Source organism: Rhizobium sp. BK512 (assembly GCF_014194915.1).
Taxonomy (GTDB): Bacteria; Pseudomonadota; Alphaproteobacteria; order Rhizobiales; family Rhizobiaceae; genus Rhizobium.
On record NZ_JACIAS010000005.1, the window covers coordinates 273,757 to 289,676 of the forward strand.

The following is a 15,920-nucleotide window of genomic DNA, read 5'->3' on the forward strand; positions in this document are numbered from 1 at the left end:
CGCCGGCCGGGGAGGATCAGTTCTTTTGCCGGTATTGGTCCATGTTTTCGGGAGTGACCAGTTCGAAAGGAACCCAGACCTCCTTTTCAATGCCCTTTCCTTGAGCGAGCGCAACGGCTGCATCGACGGCGCTCGCCGACTGTCCCTTGGCGTTCTGGAATACCGTCACGTCCAGATCGCCCGCGGCCATCGCAACAAGGGCATCCTGCGTCGCATCGATGCCGACGACCACGACGCTGTCCATCGAGACGCCGGTGGCCTTGAGTGCCTGGATCGCACCGATTGCCATTTCGTCGTTATTGGCAAAGACCGCGTCGATCGGCCGGCCGGCGGTGATCCAGTTGGTCGTCAGATCCATGGCGTTCGTGCGCGTCCACGCTGCCGATTGCTCGTCGGCGATGCTCACGTCTTTGCAGTCGCTCGCCGCAAGCGTTTCCTTGACGGACGATGTGCGATCGCGCGAGGCCTGATGTGCGAGATCTCCCATCAGGATATAGGCCTGGGCACTGCTTGCCTTGCCATTCTTCTTCAGGATCTGACAGGCGGCTTCCGCACCGAGACGCCCGGAGTCGGTTTCCTTGGAGCCGACATAGGCCTGCTTTTGGGGTAGCTGAGCGAGATTTCCCGGCTCAAGGTTGAGATAGACGAGAGGAATACCAGCCTTTTCGGCCGCCGCGCTGATGCCAGGCGCTGCGGATGTATCCGCAAGTGTCACGATGATCGCATCGACGCCTGCAGCGATGAAATTGTTCACCTGATTGAGCTGCTTGGAGACATCGGTCTGAGCGTCCTCGATCTGCAGGGTGACGCCACCCACTTCAGATGCCCTTGCGCTCAGACCTTCTCGCAGCAACGTCTGAAAGTTGTTGTCGAAGCTCTGCATCGACACGCCGATGGTCTCGGCCGAGGCAGCACTTGCCGTCAGGGCGACCAGGATGGTCGCCACACAAAATGACTTCATGATTTCCTCCCATGGGTGCCGGGCCACCCCACGCATTCCGGAGGCCACTCAGGCCTGCAAAAGATGCAGGCTCAGGCGAGAGCCACGCGCACCTCCCCGTCGATCACCTCGGCGGGATAGGTCTTCAAATTCTCGCAGGCCGGAAGCCGCAGCGCCTCGCCGGTGCGATAGTCGAAGGCGCCGGAATGTTTGGGACATTCCACTTCGAAATCCATGACCAGACCTTCGGCGAGATGGATGGCCTCGTGGGTGCAGAGTCCGGCAGTGCAATAGACGCTGTCATCGGGACCGCGATAGATCGCATAGGTGCGGCTGCCGTGATCGAAACGCATAGCGCCTTCCTGTTCGATGTCTTCGAGTTTACAGGCAGTGATCCAGCTCATTCGGCTGCTCCCTTCACTTGCATGCCAGCCTTGCGGGCGGCGAGCCTTTCCTTGCGGCGGCGGTAACGCTCCTGCATGCGCGCCTCGCCTTCGGACGAACCGTCGTGCCAGGTGCCGAACCACTTATCGAGCGGGATCAATGCATCGCCATAATTCACCTCGAAATATTTGTGATGCAGGTAATGCGCATAGGCGTGGCTATCGACCAGCGTGTCCTCGCCGACCTCGACCTTGTCGAAGCCGACATGGCCGGGGATGGCGCCGAAGCCCGCATAGTGCAGCTGGTAGAGCATCAGGATCGGATTGGACGGCAGGATCAGGTGGTAGAAGGCCGTTCCGAGATAGAGCAGATGTTCGACCGGATGCATGGATAGCGACGACCAGGGCGACGGATTGACAGAGTTATGATGAACCGAATGCACCCACTTATAGAGGAAGGGCGTGTGAATGAGCCGGTGGATGCAGAAGAAATGGAACTCGTGAATGATCGGCACCGCCAGCGCGACCAATGCCAGCGTCCAGGGATGTTCGGCAAAGCTCAGCCACGGCGCATAACCATTGGCATAGGCCCATAACATGCCTGCTTCGATCGCCGTCCAGATCGCTACCCCCGACAGAAACGTGCGCAATATATTGTCGAGGTTCTGGCTTTCGAACCAGAAGGCCTTGTTCTTCTGCTCGGAGGGAAATTTGCCATTGTACTTGAAGCGGCTTTCCTGCCGCTTCAGCACATAGAGATGCAGCTCGAATGCGCCGTAGAACAGGAGTACGCAGACCGCATTGACGGCATATAGCCAAGCAATCCAGCCAATGCCCGGCGTCCGCATTGTTTCGACGGGCGGAATGACCCAGGCCCAATAGGCAACGGCCGAAGCGGCGAAAATCGCATTCCACGGAAAGAAATAATGCGGCAGCCATTTCACGATGGCCATCAGCCGCGGCGGAAACGCAAATAACGGCGCGGTCTCGACCGGCTGGTTCGGCGCCCAGTCGCCGCGCTTGTTGCGCGTGCCGAATTTCAGATCGTCCATTGCACTCTCCTTCAGGTGGATCCGATATCGGTCCGCGCAGATCTGATGAAGGAGAGCGCCTTCTGCGCCCTGTCCGGTGTCGCTCCTCGCGACGCTCCGGCTCTCCCCCTGACGCAAAAGTAACAGGGGAGCGCGTCGGAGCCGAAGCCATTCTTGATCAAATCAGATCAAAGCGCTTCCTTAGTGATGGTGATGAAACGGATGGGTGCCTGATCCGGCTCGATATCGGTCAGGCCAATGCGGCGCAGGATGAGATCAAGCGATCGCCTGGCTTGCGCTTCCGGCGCCTGATCGAGAACCACATCCATGATGCCATCCTGAAGTGCCTTGCGGGTGTAGTCCGTCAGTTCGTGGCCGACGAAAAAGATATCGCGCTTGGCGGCTTGGCGTCGAAGCACATCAATGAGAGCGGAATTGGCGCCGCCGGCATTATAAAGACCGGCCAAGTCCGGATAGGTCTTCAGAGCTGACGCGAGAAGCTCGGCGCTGATATGCTCTTCATCAAGACCGAAGCCCAGCCACTGGAAGCTGCTGGCACCGGCATGCTCCAGAAAATATTCGGAAAATCCCCGGATACGATCGCGATGGACCTGATAGATCGGATGGCAGATCGCCACGACAGAGCCCTGCCGGCGGGCCATTCGACCGATGAAGAGTGCTGCAGTGCGTCCGGCAGCATAGTTGTCGATGGCGACGAATTCGCCCGAGCGATCGGAAGCGCGGGTCACGACATGAACCACAGGCAACCCTTGGGCGACAACCTTGTCCACCGCCGCCTTGATGACAGGGTTGCTCGGCACCGCGAGGATGAGGCCCGCGCGCGGCAGGTCGGTCGACAAAATGCGCCTGGCGATCTCCTCGGGCTTCATTTCCTCGGTGAAGCTGCGATGTACGACGACGAGAGGATCGAGCGTCGCCGCGATCCTCTCGAATGCCTTGGAGAGCCGCTGATAGAATGTGGTCTCAGGGCGAACCATCAGCACTTCGATGCGCAAAAGGCCGCGATGCGTATCGGGGAGTGTTCGTGGGTAGTCCAGGCTGCGCGCGGCAATGATCACCTTCTCGACGAGTTCGGGCCGCACACCACCGCGCCCGTTGAGCACGCGCTCGACGGTCGCGGTTCCCACGCCCGCCTGGCGGGCGATATCGCGATAATTCGGCTTGCTCACTCTGGAGTCCCTATTGCGCAGCTGCCAATTTTTCCAGCAATATCCATGACTTAGAATTTCGGAACAATCCGCGCCACTCAAAAGGACGACCGAAAACGATATTGCGGCAACTAAGCAATTGAATTCTCTAAAATTTAAATATTAAGTTGGCCCGCAAGTGCGGAATTCACCGCCGCTTCGCGGCCTCCCTGTCGATTGTCGATCCAGAAGTATCCTATCCTATGAGCCTTGAATCCGTTCGCGCCTTCTTCGCCGCCAATGCCCCCGATATCGCCATCGTCGAAACGGTCGGCAGTTCGTCGACAGTCACTCTCGCTGCCGAAGCGCATGGCGTCGAGCCTGCGCAGATCGCCAAGACGATCTGCCTTCGTGTGGGCGACCGCACCATGCTGATCGTGGCAAGCGGTACCGCGCGTCTCGACAACAGGAAGTTCAAGGACACGTTCGGTGGAAAGGGGCGCATGCTCGATGCCGAAGAGGTGCTGGCAGTGACGAGCCACCCGGTCGGCGGTGTCTGCCCCTTTGGCCTGCCTGCACCGCTGCCGATCTATTGCGACGTATCGCTGAAGCAGTTCGGCGAGGTCGTTCCGGCCGCCGGTTCGACCAATTCCGCCGTGCATATTCCGACCGAACGACTGGTGGAAATCACCCGCGCAGAATGGGTCGACGTCTGTCAGTAGCATCCCACAACTTCACAGGACAGAAAGAATACCTATATTATCTCCGAGCATGCCATTCAGCGCATGATAGGAGATGAAGAATGCCCAGTGCCGTTTCGCGTTTTGCCAGGATTGCGGCTATCGCTGTACTTGCGAGCGCCACCGTCTTTGCTTCGATCGGAGACGCCGATGCGCGCCGCGCCGGCGGCTTTGGCGGATTCGGAAGCCGTGGCACGCGCACCTTCAACGCGCCTCCGATCACACAGACTGCCCCGGCCCCGGCCGCGCCCATCGAACGCTCGATGACGCCGCGCCCGCAGACGACTGCGCCTTACGGCACCCAGCAGCCCGGTTATGCTCAGCAGCGCCCCGGCCTCTTCAACGGCTTCGGTCGTTCGATGATCGGTGGCCTGATTGCCGGCGGCCTTCTCGGCATGCTGCTCGGCCATGGTTTCGGTGGCGGCTTCGGTTTCCTTGGCATGCTCTTGCAGATCGCGCTGATCTTCGGAGCGATTACGCTCGCCATGCGTTTCTTCGCCAATCGCCGCCAACCCTCGTATGGAACAGGCGGCCAGAGCTATGGTGGACCGCAGGCCCATAACATGACGCCGGCCAATGGCGGTTCGTCCTTCCATATTCCAGCGATCGGCTCGGGTTCCGGCAGCCAGCAGCGCAATGCCCGCCCGAGCGATGAGATCGGCCTTGCCCAGGCGGACCTCGACCAATTCGAGGAATTGCTGACAAAGGTTCAGACCGCTTATGGCGCAGAAGACTACGCCGCGCTGCGCCGTCTGACGACACCGGAAGCCATGTCCTATCTTGCCGAAGAGCTTGGCGAGAACGCCACCAATGGCGTGCGCAACCAGGTCTCCGACGTGAAGCTTCTGCAGGGCGATATTGCCGAAGCCTGGCGTGAGAACGGTCAGGAATATGCAACACTCGCGATGCGTTATTCCTCGATCGACGCCATGGTCGAGCGCGCGAGCGGCCGTGTCGTCTCGGGTGACGATCGCCGCCCGAGCGAAAGCACAGAGGTCTGGACCTTCGTGCGCAAGCCCGGCGCCGATTGGAAGCTTGCCGCTATCCAGGGCACCGGCCAGCGCGCAGCCTAATTGACCGACACGGGTTTGGAGCGCATTCGGGACACCGTTTCGCGCTCCGCCCGCTTGCAGCGCATCGGCGGCAGGCCACGATCCATCAGATCCATGTCTTCGAGCACCATGTCGCCCATCTTCTTAAAGGCGATATCGAGCGCACCTGCCCGATGGGCCGAGCGGAGGAAGCCTTTGAGGCTGCGGACGGGATGGTCGAGCGGCAGCGGTTCCTGAGGATAGACATCGCTTGCCGCCACGATATGGCCTGACGCGACGGCCGCCATCAGCGCTTCGAAATCCACGACATCGGCACGGCTGAGCAAGATGAAGGCCGCACCCTTGCGCATGCTGGCGAAAGCATCCGCGCCGAGGAAGCCCCTGTTTTCGCTGGTGACGGAGGCAACCACGAAGACGAAATCGCTCTGTGTCAACACGTCGTTCAGGCTGGCTGGCTCTACGCCATTTTCTTCCAGGATCGAGCGAGGCATCCAGGGATCGAAAACCCTGATTCTGGCGCGAAAGCCTGACAGGACGCGGCGCAACGCCTTGCCGAGATCGCCGAAACCGATAATCCCAATCTCCGAACCCGCCATCAGCCGCGCGCTTGTATTGCCCTCACCGCCCCAGAGTTCCTTGCCCTCCCGGAAGGCCACATCGGCGTCGACGATGCCACGGGCAAGGCTCAACGCAAAGCCGAGGCCGATCTCCGCCACGGGCTCTGCAAAAACCTGCCCGGTCGTCACCACGTGGATGCCGCGCTGGAAGAGGATCTCATAGGGCATGTTATTGAGGAGGTTGCTCTCGACGTTGAGGATCGAGCGAAGCTGCGGCATGCGGCCGAGTGTTTCCGCCGAAAGCGGCGGTTGGCCGATGATGTAGCGCGCCTTGCCCAGAATATCCTCTCCGAGGCCGGCGATGTTTTCGGCATCGGCCTCGACAATCTCATATTTGGCATTGAGTTCGACACGCGCCTTGTCGCTGAAGATCAGGTCGAGCGTGCGCGGTTCCGGCGCACTGATTGCCAGCGGCTTTTCGGTATTCGTCATGGAATCCTCCTCAAGATGCGACGGCTCTCACCGCCGCAACGTGATTGATAGTACCGTTGGCGGGCGCTTGTGAAGACGCCTTTCAAAACGGCAATTGCCTACGATATAAGCACTTGAAATTCCTACCTATTCTTTTGCTTTCCGTTGACGATGAAATTTCGCTGGATTAGCTTGTGGAAGCGACTTGCAACCGGGACTGAGCGATCGGCGGCCGCAGGATCTATAAAACAGAGGGAATTCCATCATGAAATCAGTCTTCAAGAGCGGCGTCCTTGCGCTTGCTGCCGCAGCGCTTCCGGCAGCTGCCTATGCCCATACCGGCGTCGGCGAGACGGCAGGCCTTGTCCATGGTTTCAGCCATCCGGTGTCCGGCCTCGATCACATCCTGGCCATGGTCATGGTCGGCGTGCTCGCCTTCCAGCTTGGCGGCCGCGCCGTCTGGGCCGTGCCAGCGACCTTCGTGCTTGTCATGGCCTTCGGCGGCGCGCTCGGCATGGCCGGTATCAACGTACCTTTCGTTGAAACCGGCATCGCGCTTTCCGTCATCGTGCTCGGTGCTGTCGTCGCTCTGAACATGCGCGCCTCCACGGCAGCCGCAATGGCTGTTGTCGGCCTGTTTGCAGTCTTCCACGGCCATGCGCATGGGGTCGAAATGCCTGAAAATGCGGGTGGTGTCGCCTATGCCGCAGGCTTCATGTTCGCAACGGCCCTGCTGCATGCAGTCGGGCTCGGCGTTGGTTTCCTTATCGCTCGCTTCGGCGAACGGCGGGGTGTCTTTGTCATGCGTACGACAGGCGGCCTTGCAGCTATCGCCGGCGTCGGCCTCCTGACTGGCCTCATCTGAGGCTTACGCCTCACCGACAAGTTCAAATTCAAACAGCATCTGGCGCCCGGCAGACACCAGTCTGCCGGGCGTTTTATGTTTGCAGGATTTGATTCAAGTCAATTCCGGGCGCTCAGCGCCGGTCTATGAAGAAGCCGATCACCGAAGAATGCTTCCAAATTGACGCAGGTCAAGCTCGCCAATTGCGGCACAAACGCGAAAGCCTGTATAGTGATTTCAGAAATTTCTGAAATCACAGACGCAACGGAAACGACAATGAACCTTCCGCCTCTCGTTCAGTCCTTCGTCCTGCACTTCGGTGAAATGGGTTCCCGCTGGGGAATCAACCGTACAGTCGGCCAGATCTATGCTCTGCTCTACGTCTCGCCAGCGCCGCTCTGCGCAGAGGAAATCGTCGATGCCCTCGGTATATCGCGCTCGAATGTTTCCATGAGCCTTCGCGAGTTGCAGGCCTGGAACCTGGTGCTGCTACGCCACAAGCCGGATGACCGGCGCGACTTCTTCACGACGCCCGACGACATCTGGGTCATCCTCCGAACGCTTGCCGAAGAGCGTAAGAAGCGTGAGGTCGATCCGACGCTTTCCGTGCTGCGCGAGATTCTCATGCAGCGCCCCGCAAGCGAGGCCGAACGCCATGCGCAGGAGCGCATGAGCGAGATGCACACGCTGATCGAGCAGCTGACGCATTGGTACGAAGACGTAAAGCAACTTGAAACAGAGAGACTTGCAACGTTACTCTCGTTAGGCGCGAAAGTGACCAAATTGCTGGAGGCCAAGGACAGGGTCGTTTCGCTTGGTCGCCGCCGTCCCAATCCCGCGAACAAGAGTTAGCGCCATGACCCGTGCTTTCTTCGACGCGAGAAACCGGCGAGAGGCGGGGACACGCAAGCCCGCCGCAAACAGACGCCACTTGCGCGGCGCCGCAATGCTCCAGGCCTTCGCGGCCGCGCTCTGGATTCCGCAGGCGGGCCTGCTTGCCTGGTCTGTCGGCAGGCTTGCCGATGGTGGCGGTCTTAATGATGTCCTATGGCCGGCTGTCTCTGTCCTGCTGCTCGGCATCGTCAAAAGCTGTCTTGATGCAGTCGGCACCCGCCTCGCCTTTCGCGCGGCCCGCGCTGAACTCAGCGAAAAGCGCGCAACAGCCGTCCGCCTGCTCGCACGGCTCTCGCCCGTCGATATCGGCCGTCCAGCTTCCGGCGAAGCAGCGAGCATTCTCGGCGAACAGGCTGAGCTGATCGTACCCTTTCTCTCCCGGTTCCAGCCGACGCGGATGAAGGCAAGCCTTGTGCCGTTCATCATTCTCGGCTGCATTTTCCCCATCTCCTGGATTGCAGCACTCGTGCTGATGTTCGCTGCGCCGCTCATTCCGATCTTCATGGCGCTGATTGGCTGGCGCGCGCAGGCTGCAAGCGAAAAACAGCTTATCGCAACGGGTGGCCTCAACGCTTTCCTGCTTGATCGCCTGCGCGGTCTTGCAACGATCCGCTCTCTCGGCGCGGTCGATGCCACTGCGCACCGGCTCCGCGCGGAAGCAGAATCGCTTCGCACGCGCACTATGGCAGTGCTGAAGATCGCCTTTCTGTCTTCGGCAGTGCTCGAACTCTTTTCGGCACTGGGCGTGGCGATGACCGCCGTCTATATCGGCTTCAGCCTGCTCGGCGAAATCCGCTTCGGCGCCTGGTCGGCCGGCCTCAGCCTCTCTGAGGGCCTGTTCATCCTGCTGCTGGCACCGGCCTTCTTCGAGCCACTGCGTGAACTCTCCGCTGTCTGGCATGACCGTGCCTCGGGCGAAGCCGCGCTGAAGGCACTGGATGGATTAGCTGCCGGAGGCATGACGCTTCCCGAACGGGAGAATGTCGCCGCCGCAGGAGCCCGCGACATCCGTCTGGTAAACGTTGGCTTTCGCTACCAGCCCGATCAGGAGCCGGTGCTTGAAGGCTTCAACCTCGATATCGCCGCTGGCGAACATCTGGCGCTGCTCGGCGCGAGCGGCAGCGGCAAGTCGACCATACTTTCGCTGATCGCCGGCCTGGCACCCTGCGGAGAAGGTATGGTTCTGATCGGAGGCGCGACGGCGAGGCGCGGCGGGATGGCCTGGATCGGCCAGAAGCCGCATATCTTTGCTGGCACGATATCGGCCAATATCGCGCTCGGCCGGCCCGGAATGACAAGAGACAAGGTCGCCGATGCACTCGAACTGGCAATGCTTGCCGGCGTCGCGCAAGCCTACGGCCATCGCCCGCTCGGCGAAGGCGGCATCGGCCTTTCCGGTGGCGAGGCGCTGCGGCTGGCGATCGCACGGGCGGCCTGCGATCCCGATATCCGCATTATCCTTGCCGACGAGCCGACCGCCCATCTCGATGCCGAGACTGCCGCTGAGATCACCGCCAGCCTACTCGCCCTCGCCGAAGATCGCACGCTGATCGTGGCCACGCATGACCCGCTGCTGGCCGCGCGCATGCAACGCACCATCCGCCTTGACAGCGAAACCCTTCGGGAGGCAGCCGAATGACCTTTTTCCTCAAGGATATCAAACCGGTCCTGCATCTCTTCCTCGAGACACGCCGTAGGGAACTGCTGCTCGGCGCGGTGCTGTCGGCCGCGACTGTCATCGCCGGCATTGCTCTGCTCGGCCTGTCGGGTTGGTTCATCACGGCGACCGCGCTTGCCGGGCTTTCGATCACGGTTGCCGCGACCTTCGACGTGTTTGCACCATCGGCAAGCATTCGCTTCCTCGCCATTCTGCGTACAGCAGCCCGCTATGGCGAACGGCTGACAACTCATAATGCCACGCTTGCCGTCTTGGCTGCCCTGCGCGAGCGGCTGTTCCGAGGCTGGGCATCGGCGGGTGCTGCGCGCACGCTTCTCAACCGACCGGCTCGACTGCTCTTCCGGCTGACAGCAGATATCGACGCGCTGGATTCGCTTTACCTGCGTGTTCTCGTGCCGGCGACCGTGGCGATCGGTGCAGCACTCGTCGCCAGCGTCACGCTCGGACTGATGCATCCGCTGTTTGGGCTGCTCTTCGGCCTTTGCCTTATACTGGTTGGACTTGGTCTGCCGCTCGCTGCGGGTCAGGCAGCCCGCAAATTTGCACGGCGGCGCGCTTATGGCATCGAGACACTGCGGGCGCGGACGATCGATCTCGTCGCCGGACAGGCCGATCTGCTGATGGCAAATCGGCTTGCAGCCCAGGAGCACGCGATATCAGCCGCAGACGCCTATGTGGCAAACGCCGACGACCGGTTGAACCGGATAGAGACCGGCGTGGCCTTCGGCTTCGGGCTCTTTTCGACCGCCCTGCTGGTCGCGACACTGCTCTCCGTAGCGGTGCTGATGCAGGCAGGGGCGATCAGCGCTCCTGTCGCAGCACTGGGCGTGCTCGTTGCCTTCGCCGCCGCAGAACCCTTCGCAGCATTGCGCCGGGGTGCCCTGGAATTCGGACGGACGCTGCTTGCCGCCGGACGCCTCGCACCGCGCCTTTCCGCAGTCGAGGCGGATTTCGCGCCCGAGGCGCCTGCCCACGAACTCGCCTTCGCACTGCAGAACGTGACCGTTATCCACGATGCCGCGGCTCTTCCGGCCTTACGGAATGTGACCCTGGAAGTAAGCCGCGGCGAACATATCGCCGTGATCGGCTCGAGCGGAGCCGGCAAATCGACCCTGCTATCGCTGCTTGCAGGCGAATTGTCACCGGCCTCCGGCATGGCCGCCGCACTCGACGGCACGCTGCTGACCCAGCGGACGGAACTTTTCCAGGATACGCTGCGCGGCAACCTCGTGCTCGCAGCGCCAGATGCCGATGACGACCGGTTGCGCGATGCGCTTGCCGCTGCCGGCCTGATTGCCGATGTCGATGCGTTGCCATCGGGCCTCGATACACTGCTCGGCGAAGGCGGCATGGGGCTTTCCGGCGGCCAGTCGCGTCGGCTGGCGCTCGCCCGTCTCTTTCTGCGTGACACGCCGCTCTGGCTTCTCGACGAACCGACCGAAGGTCTCGATGGGCGCACGGCGCGCGACGTACTGCATCGGCTCGCAGTCGAGGTGGAAGGCCGGGCGCTGCTCATCGCAACTCATATTCGCCGCGAAGCGGCGCTCGCAGACCGCATCGTCGTCGTTGACGGCGGCCGCATCACAGAAGTTTCGCGCCGTGGAGAGGCGGCGTTCGAAAAGGCGCTCGATCGGCTTCGGCCGGATTGAGCGAACAGGCCTACCCCGCGTGGCCGGCCGGCCACGCGGAAACTCTTGATACCGCGTGGGACCGTGGGAGAAAGATAATGGAACTAGACATCGTAGCGCTATCGCGCTTCCAATTTGCGCTGACAGCGCTTTATCACTTTCTGTTCGTACCCCTGACGCTCGGCCTTTCCGTGCTGCTTGCCATCATGGAGACGACCTACGTTATGACCGGTCGCCAAATCTGGCGGCAGATGACGAAATTCTGGGGCACTCTGTTCGGCATCAATTTCGTGCTGGGCGTCGCCACCGGTATCGTCATGGAATTCCAGTTCGGCATGAACTGGAGCTATTACAGCTATTACGTCGGCGATATTTTCGGTGCGCCGCTGGCGATCGAAGGCCTGATGGCCTTCTTCCTCGAAGCGACCTTCGTCGGCCTCTTCTTCTTCGGCTGGGACAAGCTGTCGAAGGTCGGCCATCTGGTCGCAACCTGGGCGGTGGCGCTCGGCTCGAATTTCTCCGCGCTATGGATTCTCATTGCCAACGGCTGGATGCAGAACCCGGTCGGTTCCGCGCTCAATCCGCAGACGATGCGTATGGAGATCGTGAGCTTCTTCGACGTGGTCTTCAATCCCGTCGCGCAGGCAAAGTTCGTCCATACGGTCTCGGCCGGCTACGTCTGTGCCTCGATCTTCGTGCTCGGCGTCTCGGCCTGGTACATGCTGAAGGGCCGGCATATCGAGCTTGCAAAGCGCTCGATGACCGTTGCCGCATCCTTCGGCCTCGCCTCGGCACTCTCGGTCGTCGTGCTTGGTGACGAAAGCGGCTATCTCGCTACCGAAAACCAGAAGATGAAGCTCGCCGCAATCGAGGCCATGTGGAAGACGGAGCCGGCTCCGGCTGCCTTTACCGCCTTCGGCTTCCCCGATCAGGAGGCGCGCGAAACCCATTTTGCCGTCCATATCCCCTGGGTCATGGGCCTCATCGGCACGCGTTCGCTGACGACGGAAATACCCGGCATCGACAAGCTGGAACAGCAGGCCGAGGCCCGCATCCGCGACGGCATCAAGGCCTATGATGCGCTGATGCAGATCCGCTCCGCGCCGACGCAGGATCAGGTTGCCCAGGAGGTGCGCTCCTCGTTCGAGGATCTAGGCCACGACCTCGGCTATGCCCTGCTCCTGAAGCGCTATGTCGATGATCCACGTCAGGCGAGCGACGAGCAGATCGCCCAGGCCGCGCGTGACACGATCCCGCACGTGCCGACGCTCTTCTGGTCGTTCCGCATCATGGTTGGTCTCGGCATGTTCTTCATCGTGCTCACGGCAACCTTCTTCTGGCTGTCGGCTCGCCGGCATCTCGACAAGTACCCGCTGCTATTGCGCATCGCGGTCTTTGCCATCCCGCTGCCCTGGATTGCCATCGAGGCAGGCTGGGTGGTTGCCGAAATCGGCCGTCAGCCCTGGGTGATCGAAGGCGTACTGCCGACGGCGGTCGCCGTTTCCAACCACGGCGCCTGGGCGGTGCTGCTCACCATCATCGGCTTTGCCGCGCTCTATACGACGCTGATCATCATCGAGATGAGCCTGATGCTGAAGGCGATCCGTCAGGGGCCGGAACCGGACCACGAGCCGGAAGCCAAGCTGATCTCCGAAACCCTCGTTCCAGCCGCGGAGTGACCTGTCATGATCCTGTACGAACTCATCGACTATCAAACCTTGCGCCTCATCTGGTGGGTCCTGCTCGGAGTGCTCCTGATCGCCTTTGCCGCGACCGACGGCTTCGACCTCGGCGTCGGCACACTGCTGCCCTTCGTCGCAAAGACCGATGCGGAACGCCGTATCGCCATCAATACGATCGGTGCCACCTGGGAAGGCAACCAGGTCTGGTTGATCCTCGCCGGCGGCGCGATCTTCGCCGCCTGGCCGCCGCTCTACGCGGTCTCCTTCTCGGGCTTTTACCTGGCGATGTTTGCGATCCTCTTTGCGCTCATCCTGCGCCCTGTCGGATTCAAGTACCGTTCCAAGCGGGACAGCGCCAACTGGCGCAATGGCTGGGACTGGGCGCTGTTCATCGGCGGCTTCGTACCGTCGCTGATCTTCGGCGTTGCCGTCGGCAATGTGCTACAAGGCGTACCCTTCCGCTTCGCGGATGACATGCGCATCTTCTATGAAGGCTCGTTCTTCGCGCTTCTGAACCCCTATGCCCTTCTCTGCGGCCTGCTCTCCGTCGCCATGCTCATCATGCACGGAAGCGCATGGCTGGTGCTCAAGGCAACGGGGCCGGTCGCCGATCGCGCCCGCCGCTTCGGCAGCATCGCAGCGCTTGTGGTCATCGTGCTCTTTGCGCTTGGCGGCCTGTGGCTTTGGGCCGGCGTCAGCGGCTATCGCATCACCAGCGATATCAGCCCGGTCGGCCCGTCAAATCCGCTTCTGAAAACGGTGTCGCAGGAAGGCGGGGCCTGGCTTGCCAACTACGGCACCCATCCCTGGATGATCGTTGCTCCGATCCTCGGCTTCCTCGGTGCTGCGGCTGCCTTCATCGCGATGCAGGCCCGGCGCGAGGTCGTGACTCTGCTCTTCAGCAAGCTCTCGATCCTGGGCATCATCTCGACGGTCGGGCTGTCGATGTTCCCATTCATCCTGCCCTCCTCGCTCGATCCGAAGTCGAGCCTGACGGTCTGGGATGCATCGTCGAGCCACCAGACGCTTTTCATCATGCTGGTGGTCACGGTCATCTTCCTGCCGATCATCATTGCCTACACCGCCTGGGTCTACAAGGTTCTGTGGGGCAAGGTCGACGAGAAGAGCGTCACAGACAAGAACAGCCACGCCTATTGAGGAGACGAAACGATGTGGTATTTCGCATGGATACTCGGTCTGCCGCTGGCAGCCGCCTTCGCCGTCCTCAACGCCATGTGGTACGAGCTCACGGATGACGAAGCCAAGAAGAAGACTTCGGGCGAACGCCGATAAATTCGAAGGGCGCGGTTCACACCGCGCCCTTTTTCTTTCGACCGGGCGCGTGGCAGCTGTCAGCCAAGCCGGTTCTGTGAGCGCTCCGCAAGCTCGACGATGATACCGTCGGGATCGCGAACAAAGGCGATCTTGTTCAGCATCTCGGAATGGACGGCAAAGCGCGGACGTTCCTTGATTTCGACGCCCGCCGCTTCCAGCCGCGCGAAGGTTTCTTCGACATTCTCGAAATGGAAGGTGATGTGCTTGACGCCGGCCGTTCCCTCCGGGAGATCGACCGCCCTCGCAGCACCGCCGGGTGGTCCGAAAACCTCCAGCATGCCGCCGCCGGCATCGAGAAAGGCGACCTGCATGCCGTCAGGCATCTGCTTGCGCAGATGCAGCTTCAACCCCAGCAGTCCGCAATAGAATTCAATGGCGCGATCCATATTGCCGACCGTCATGCCGATATGCTCGAATGATTTCAGCACCGTCTTTTCCTCAGACGCTGGCGGCTGGGCGCCGTTCTTCTTCCGGCAGCCAGGAACCGTATAGGGGATGGTCGGCCGTAATCGGCATCGGCGTCGGTCGGCCGGTGCGCTGCGAATAATAAGCGGCCGTTACCAGCTCAAGCGAATTGCGGGCATCCTGCAGGGTAACCGGCGGATCGCGGTCATCCATGATTGCCTGATGGAAAAGCTGGAATTGGCGCGTATACCCGTCCTCCCTGGCTTCGTAGCCGGCAAGGGCGGCATCGATGCGCGCCTGATGCTGTTCGCTTCCGGCGATGAAGGTCCAGGGATCGCGGCCCATCGTATACGGTTCCAGAATGCTTTCTGCGACGAGATCGCTGAAGCAGAAGCGCAGCCGGGAGATTTCCTTGCGAGAGCCGAGGGTCATGGAAAGCGTCGCAAGCGAGCCGTTCTGCATCTTCACCGACAGTGACGCGGTATCCTCGACCTCGATCGGATTGACGAGCGTCGCACCATAGGAAAACACCTCGGCACAGGGGCCGTGGACATAATTCAGCATGTCATGAGCATGGATGGCATGACCGAGCAGGCCGCCGCCGAGTTCCGTCGCCCACTTGCCACGCCAAGGCACCGCATAATAATCCGGGCCGCGCCACCAATGCGTTTCGATCGTGGTCAGGAAGGGCTTGCCGGCCAGGCCGCGCTCGATCAGCAATTTCAGCTTCTGCAGGCCGCTGCCATAGCGATACTGGAAGATCGGCATCAGCTTGCGCCCGTTCGAACTCGCAAGGATCTCTGCCATCTCATCGACTTCGGCAATCGAACCGAACAGCGGCTTTTCGCAGATCACATGCTTGCCGCTCTCGATCGCCTTCTTGCACAGTTCGAAATGCGAGCTCGGCGGCGTGGCGATATCGATGATATCGAGATCGTCGCGCGTGAAGAGCGAATTCGTATCCTGCGTATATTCGGGGATCTTGTGCTGCTCGCAGAGCGGCTGGCCGCGATCGGCATCGAGAGAGCAGAGAACGGGAATCTCGAAGAGATCGCTGTTCCAGGCGAAACCTGTCAGGTGCCGCTCAGCGATGCCTGCACCGATGACGCCGACGCGCAGTTTTCGTGTCATG

The 15,920-nt window shown here is 61.1% G+C and carries 16 protein-coding genes; 9 read left to right on the plus strand and 7 right to left on the minus strand.

Annotated elements, in window-relative coordinates:
* Positions 1 to 16 precede the first annotated feature (16 nt).
* From FHX06_RS19265 to FHX06_RS19280, 4 genes are all read right to left on the minus strand, one after another.
* A complete protein-coding gene (locus tag FHX06_RS19265) occupies positions 17 to 961 on the minus strand; it encodes a substrate-binding domain-containing protein (protein ID WP_183880482.1) in 945 nt (314 codons plus the stop codon).
* A 71-nt stretch (positions 962 to 1,032) separates the two neighbouring features.
* On the minus strand, positions 1,033 to 1,344 hold the full coding sequence (locus FHX06_RS19270) for a MocE family 2Fe-2S type ferredoxin (protein ID WP_112542475.1): 312 nt from the start codon (positions 1,342 to 1,344) through the stop codon (positions 1,033 to 1,035).
* Complete coding sequence (locus tag FHX06_RS19275) at positions 1,341 to 2,375, minus strand: sterol desaturase family protein (protein ID WP_113116445.1); 1,035 nt, start codon at positions 2,373 to 2,375, stop codon at positions 1,341 to 1,343. The genes FHX06_RS19270 and FHX06_RS19275 overlap by 4 nt, the downstream gene beginning before the upstream one ends.
* Positions 2,376 to 2,542: 167 nt before the next feature.
* On the minus strand, positions 2,543 to 3,544 hold the full coding sequence (locus FHX06_RS19280; protein ID WP_113116446.1) for a LacI family DNA-binding transcriptional regulator: 1,002 nt from the start codon (positions 3,542 to 3,544) through the stop codon (positions 2,543 to 2,545).
* A 221-nt stretch (positions 3,545 to 3,765) separates the two neighbouring features.
* On the opposite strand from FHX06_RS19280, the gene FHX06_RS19285 reads away from it, so the two are divergent.
* Together FHX06_RS19285 and FHX06_RS19290 are read left to right on the plus strand one after the other, a co-directional pair.
* Complete coding sequence (locus tag FHX06_RS19285; protein ID WP_112542478.1) at positions 3,766 to 4,224, plus strand: YbaK/EbsC family protein; 459 nt, start codon at positions 3,766 to 3,768, stop codon at positions 4,222 to 4,224.
* An 80-nt stretch (positions 4,225 to 4,304) separates the two neighbouring features.
* Positions 4,305 to 5,315, plus strand: a complete 1,011-nt coding sequence (locus tag FHX06_RS19290) for a Tim44 domain-containing protein (RefSeq protein ID WP_112542479.1) — start codon at positions 4,305 to 4,307, stop codon at positions 5,313 to 5,315.
* On the opposite strand, the gene FHX06_RS19295 is transcribed toward FHX06_RS19290, so the two are convergent.
* A complete protein-coding gene (locus tag FHX06_RS19295; protein WP_113116448.1) occupies positions 5,312 to 6,343 on the minus strand; it encodes a hydroxyacid dehydrogenase in 1,032 nt (343 codons plus the stop codon). The genes FHX06_RS19290 and FHX06_RS19295 overlap by 4 nt on opposite strands.
* A gap of 244 nt (positions 6,344 to 6,587) precedes the next feature.
* Between FHX06_RS19295 and FHX06_RS19300 the strand changes: the two genes are divergently transcribed.
* From FHX06_RS19300 to cydX, 7 genes are all read left to right on the plus strand, one after another.
* Positions 6,588 to 7,187, plus strand: a complete 600-nt coding sequence (locus FHX06_RS19300; protein ID WP_113116449.1) for a HupE/UreJ family protein — start codon at positions 6,588 to 6,590, stop codon at positions 7,185 to 7,187.
* 255 nt (positions 7,188 to 7,442) lie between these two features.
* A complete protein-coding gene (locus tag FHX06_RS19305) occupies positions 7,443 to 8,018 on the plus strand; it encodes a GbsR/MarR family transcriptional regulator (RefSeq protein ID WP_113116450.1) in 576 nt (191 codons plus the stop codon).
* Between the two features lie 4 nt (positions 8,019 to 8,022).
* Positions 8,023 to 9,699: a thiol reductant ABC exporter subunit CydD gene (cydD, locus tag FHX06_RS19310; protein WP_183880484.1), complete on the plus strand. Its 1,677-nt coding sequence runs from the start codon at positions 8,023 to 8,025 to the stop codon at positions 9,697 to 9,699.
* On the plus strand, positions 9,696 to 11,387 hold the full coding sequence (locus FHX06_RS19315; protein ID WP_183880486.1) for an amino acid ABC transporter ATP-binding/permease protein: 1,692 nt from the start codon (positions 9,696 to 9,698) through the stop codon (positions 11,385 to 11,387). Before cydD ends, FHX06_RS19315 begins: the two co-directional genes overlap by 4 nt.
* Positions 11,388 to 11,464: 77 nt before the next feature.
* On the plus strand, positions 11,465 to 13,045 hold the full coding sequence (locus FHX06_RS19320; protein WP_112542485.1) for a cytochrome ubiquinol oxidase subunit I: 1,581 nt from the start codon (positions 11,465 to 11,467) through the stop codon (positions 13,043 to 13,045).
* A 6-nt stretch (positions 13,046 to 13,051) separates the two neighbouring features.
* Positions 13,052 to 14,206, plus strand: a complete 1,155-nt coding sequence (gene cydB / locus FHX06_RS19325; protein WP_183880488.1) for a cytochrome d ubiquinol oxidase subunit II — start codon at positions 13,052 to 13,054, stop codon at positions 14,204 to 14,206.
* Between the two features lie 12 nt (positions 14,207 to 14,218).
* Positions 14,219 to 14,341, plus strand: coding sequence for a cytochrome bd-I oxidase subunit CydX (cydX, locus tag FHX06_RS19330; RefSeq protein ID WP_112542487.1), 123 nt, complete (start codon positions 14,219 to 14,221; stop codon positions 14,339 to 14,341).
* Between the two features lie 59 nt (positions 14,342 to 14,400).
* Here the strand turns inward: cydX and FHX06_RS19335 are convergent, their stop codons facing one another.
* Together FHX06_RS19335 and FHX06_RS19340 are read right to left on the minus strand one after the other, a co-directional pair.
* Complete coding sequence (locus FHX06_RS19335) at positions 14,401 to 14,811, minus strand: VOC family protein (protein ID WP_112972389.1); 411 nt, start codon at positions 14,809 to 14,811, stop codon at positions 14,401 to 14,403.
* 10 nt (positions 14,812 to 14,821) lie between these two features.
* Positions 14,822 to 15,919, minus strand: a complete 1,098-nt coding sequence (locus FHX06_RS19340; protein ID WP_183880490.1) for a Gfo/Idh/MocA family protein — start codon at positions 15,917 to 15,919, stop codon at positions 14,822 to 14,824.
* Position 15,920 lies beyond the last annotated feature (1 nt).

Coding starts and splice junctions, on each gene's coding strand:
- FHX06_RS19265 (WP_183880482.1), bottom strand. CDS start 961: ATGAAGTCATTTTGTGTGGCGACCATCCTGGTCGCCCTGACGGCAAGT.
- FHX06_RS19270 (WP_112542475.1), bottom strand. CDS start 1,344: ATGAGCTGGATCACTGCCTGTAAACTCGAAGACATCGAACAGGAAGGC.
- FHX06_RS19275 (WP_113116445.1), bottom strand. CDS start 2,375: ATGGACGATCTGAAATTCGGCACGCGCAACAAGCGCGGCGACTGGGCG.
- FHX06_RS19285 (WP_112542478.1), top strand. CDS start 3,766: ATGAGCCTTGAATCCGTTCGCGCCTTCTTCGCCGCCAATGCCCCCGAT.
- FHX06_RS19290 (WP_112542479.1), top strand. CDS start 4,305: ATGCCCAGTGCCGTTTCGCGTTTTGCCAGGATTGCGGCTATCGCTGTA.
- FHX06_RS19295 (WP_113116448.1), bottom strand. CDS start 6,343: ATGACGAATACCGAAAAGCCGCTGGCAATCAGTGCGCCGGAACCGCGC.
- FHX06_RS19300 (WP_113116449.1), top strand. CDS start 6,588: ATGAAATCAGTCTTCAAGAGCGGCGTCCTTGCGCTTGCTGCCGCAGCG.
- FHX06_RS19305 (WP_113116450.1), top strand. CDS start 7,443: ATGAACCTTCCGCCTCTCGTTCAGTCCTTCGTCCTGCACTTCGGTGAA.
- cydD (WP_183880484.1), top strand. CDS start 8,023: ATGACCCGTGCTTTCTTCGACGCGAGAAACCGGCGAGAGGCGGGGACA.
- FHX06_RS19315 (WP_183880486.1), top strand. CDS start 9,696: ATGACCTTTTTCCTCAAGGATATCAAACCGGTCCTGCATCTCTTCCTC.
- FHX06_RS19320 (WP_112542485.1), top strand. CDS start 11,465: ATGGAACTAGACATCGTAGCGCTATCGCGCTTCCAATTTGCGCTGACA.
- cydB (WP_183880488.1), top strand. CDS start 13,052: ATGATCCTGTACGAACTCATCGACTATCAAACCTTGCGCCTCATCTGG.
- cydX (WP_112542487.1), top strand. CDS start 14,219: ATGTGGTATTTCGCATGGATACTCGGTCTGCCGCTGGCAGCCGCCTTC.
- FHX06_RS19340 (WP_183880490.1), bottom strand. CDS start 15,919: ATGACACGAAAACTGCGCGTCGGCGTCATCGGTGCAGGCATCGCTGAG.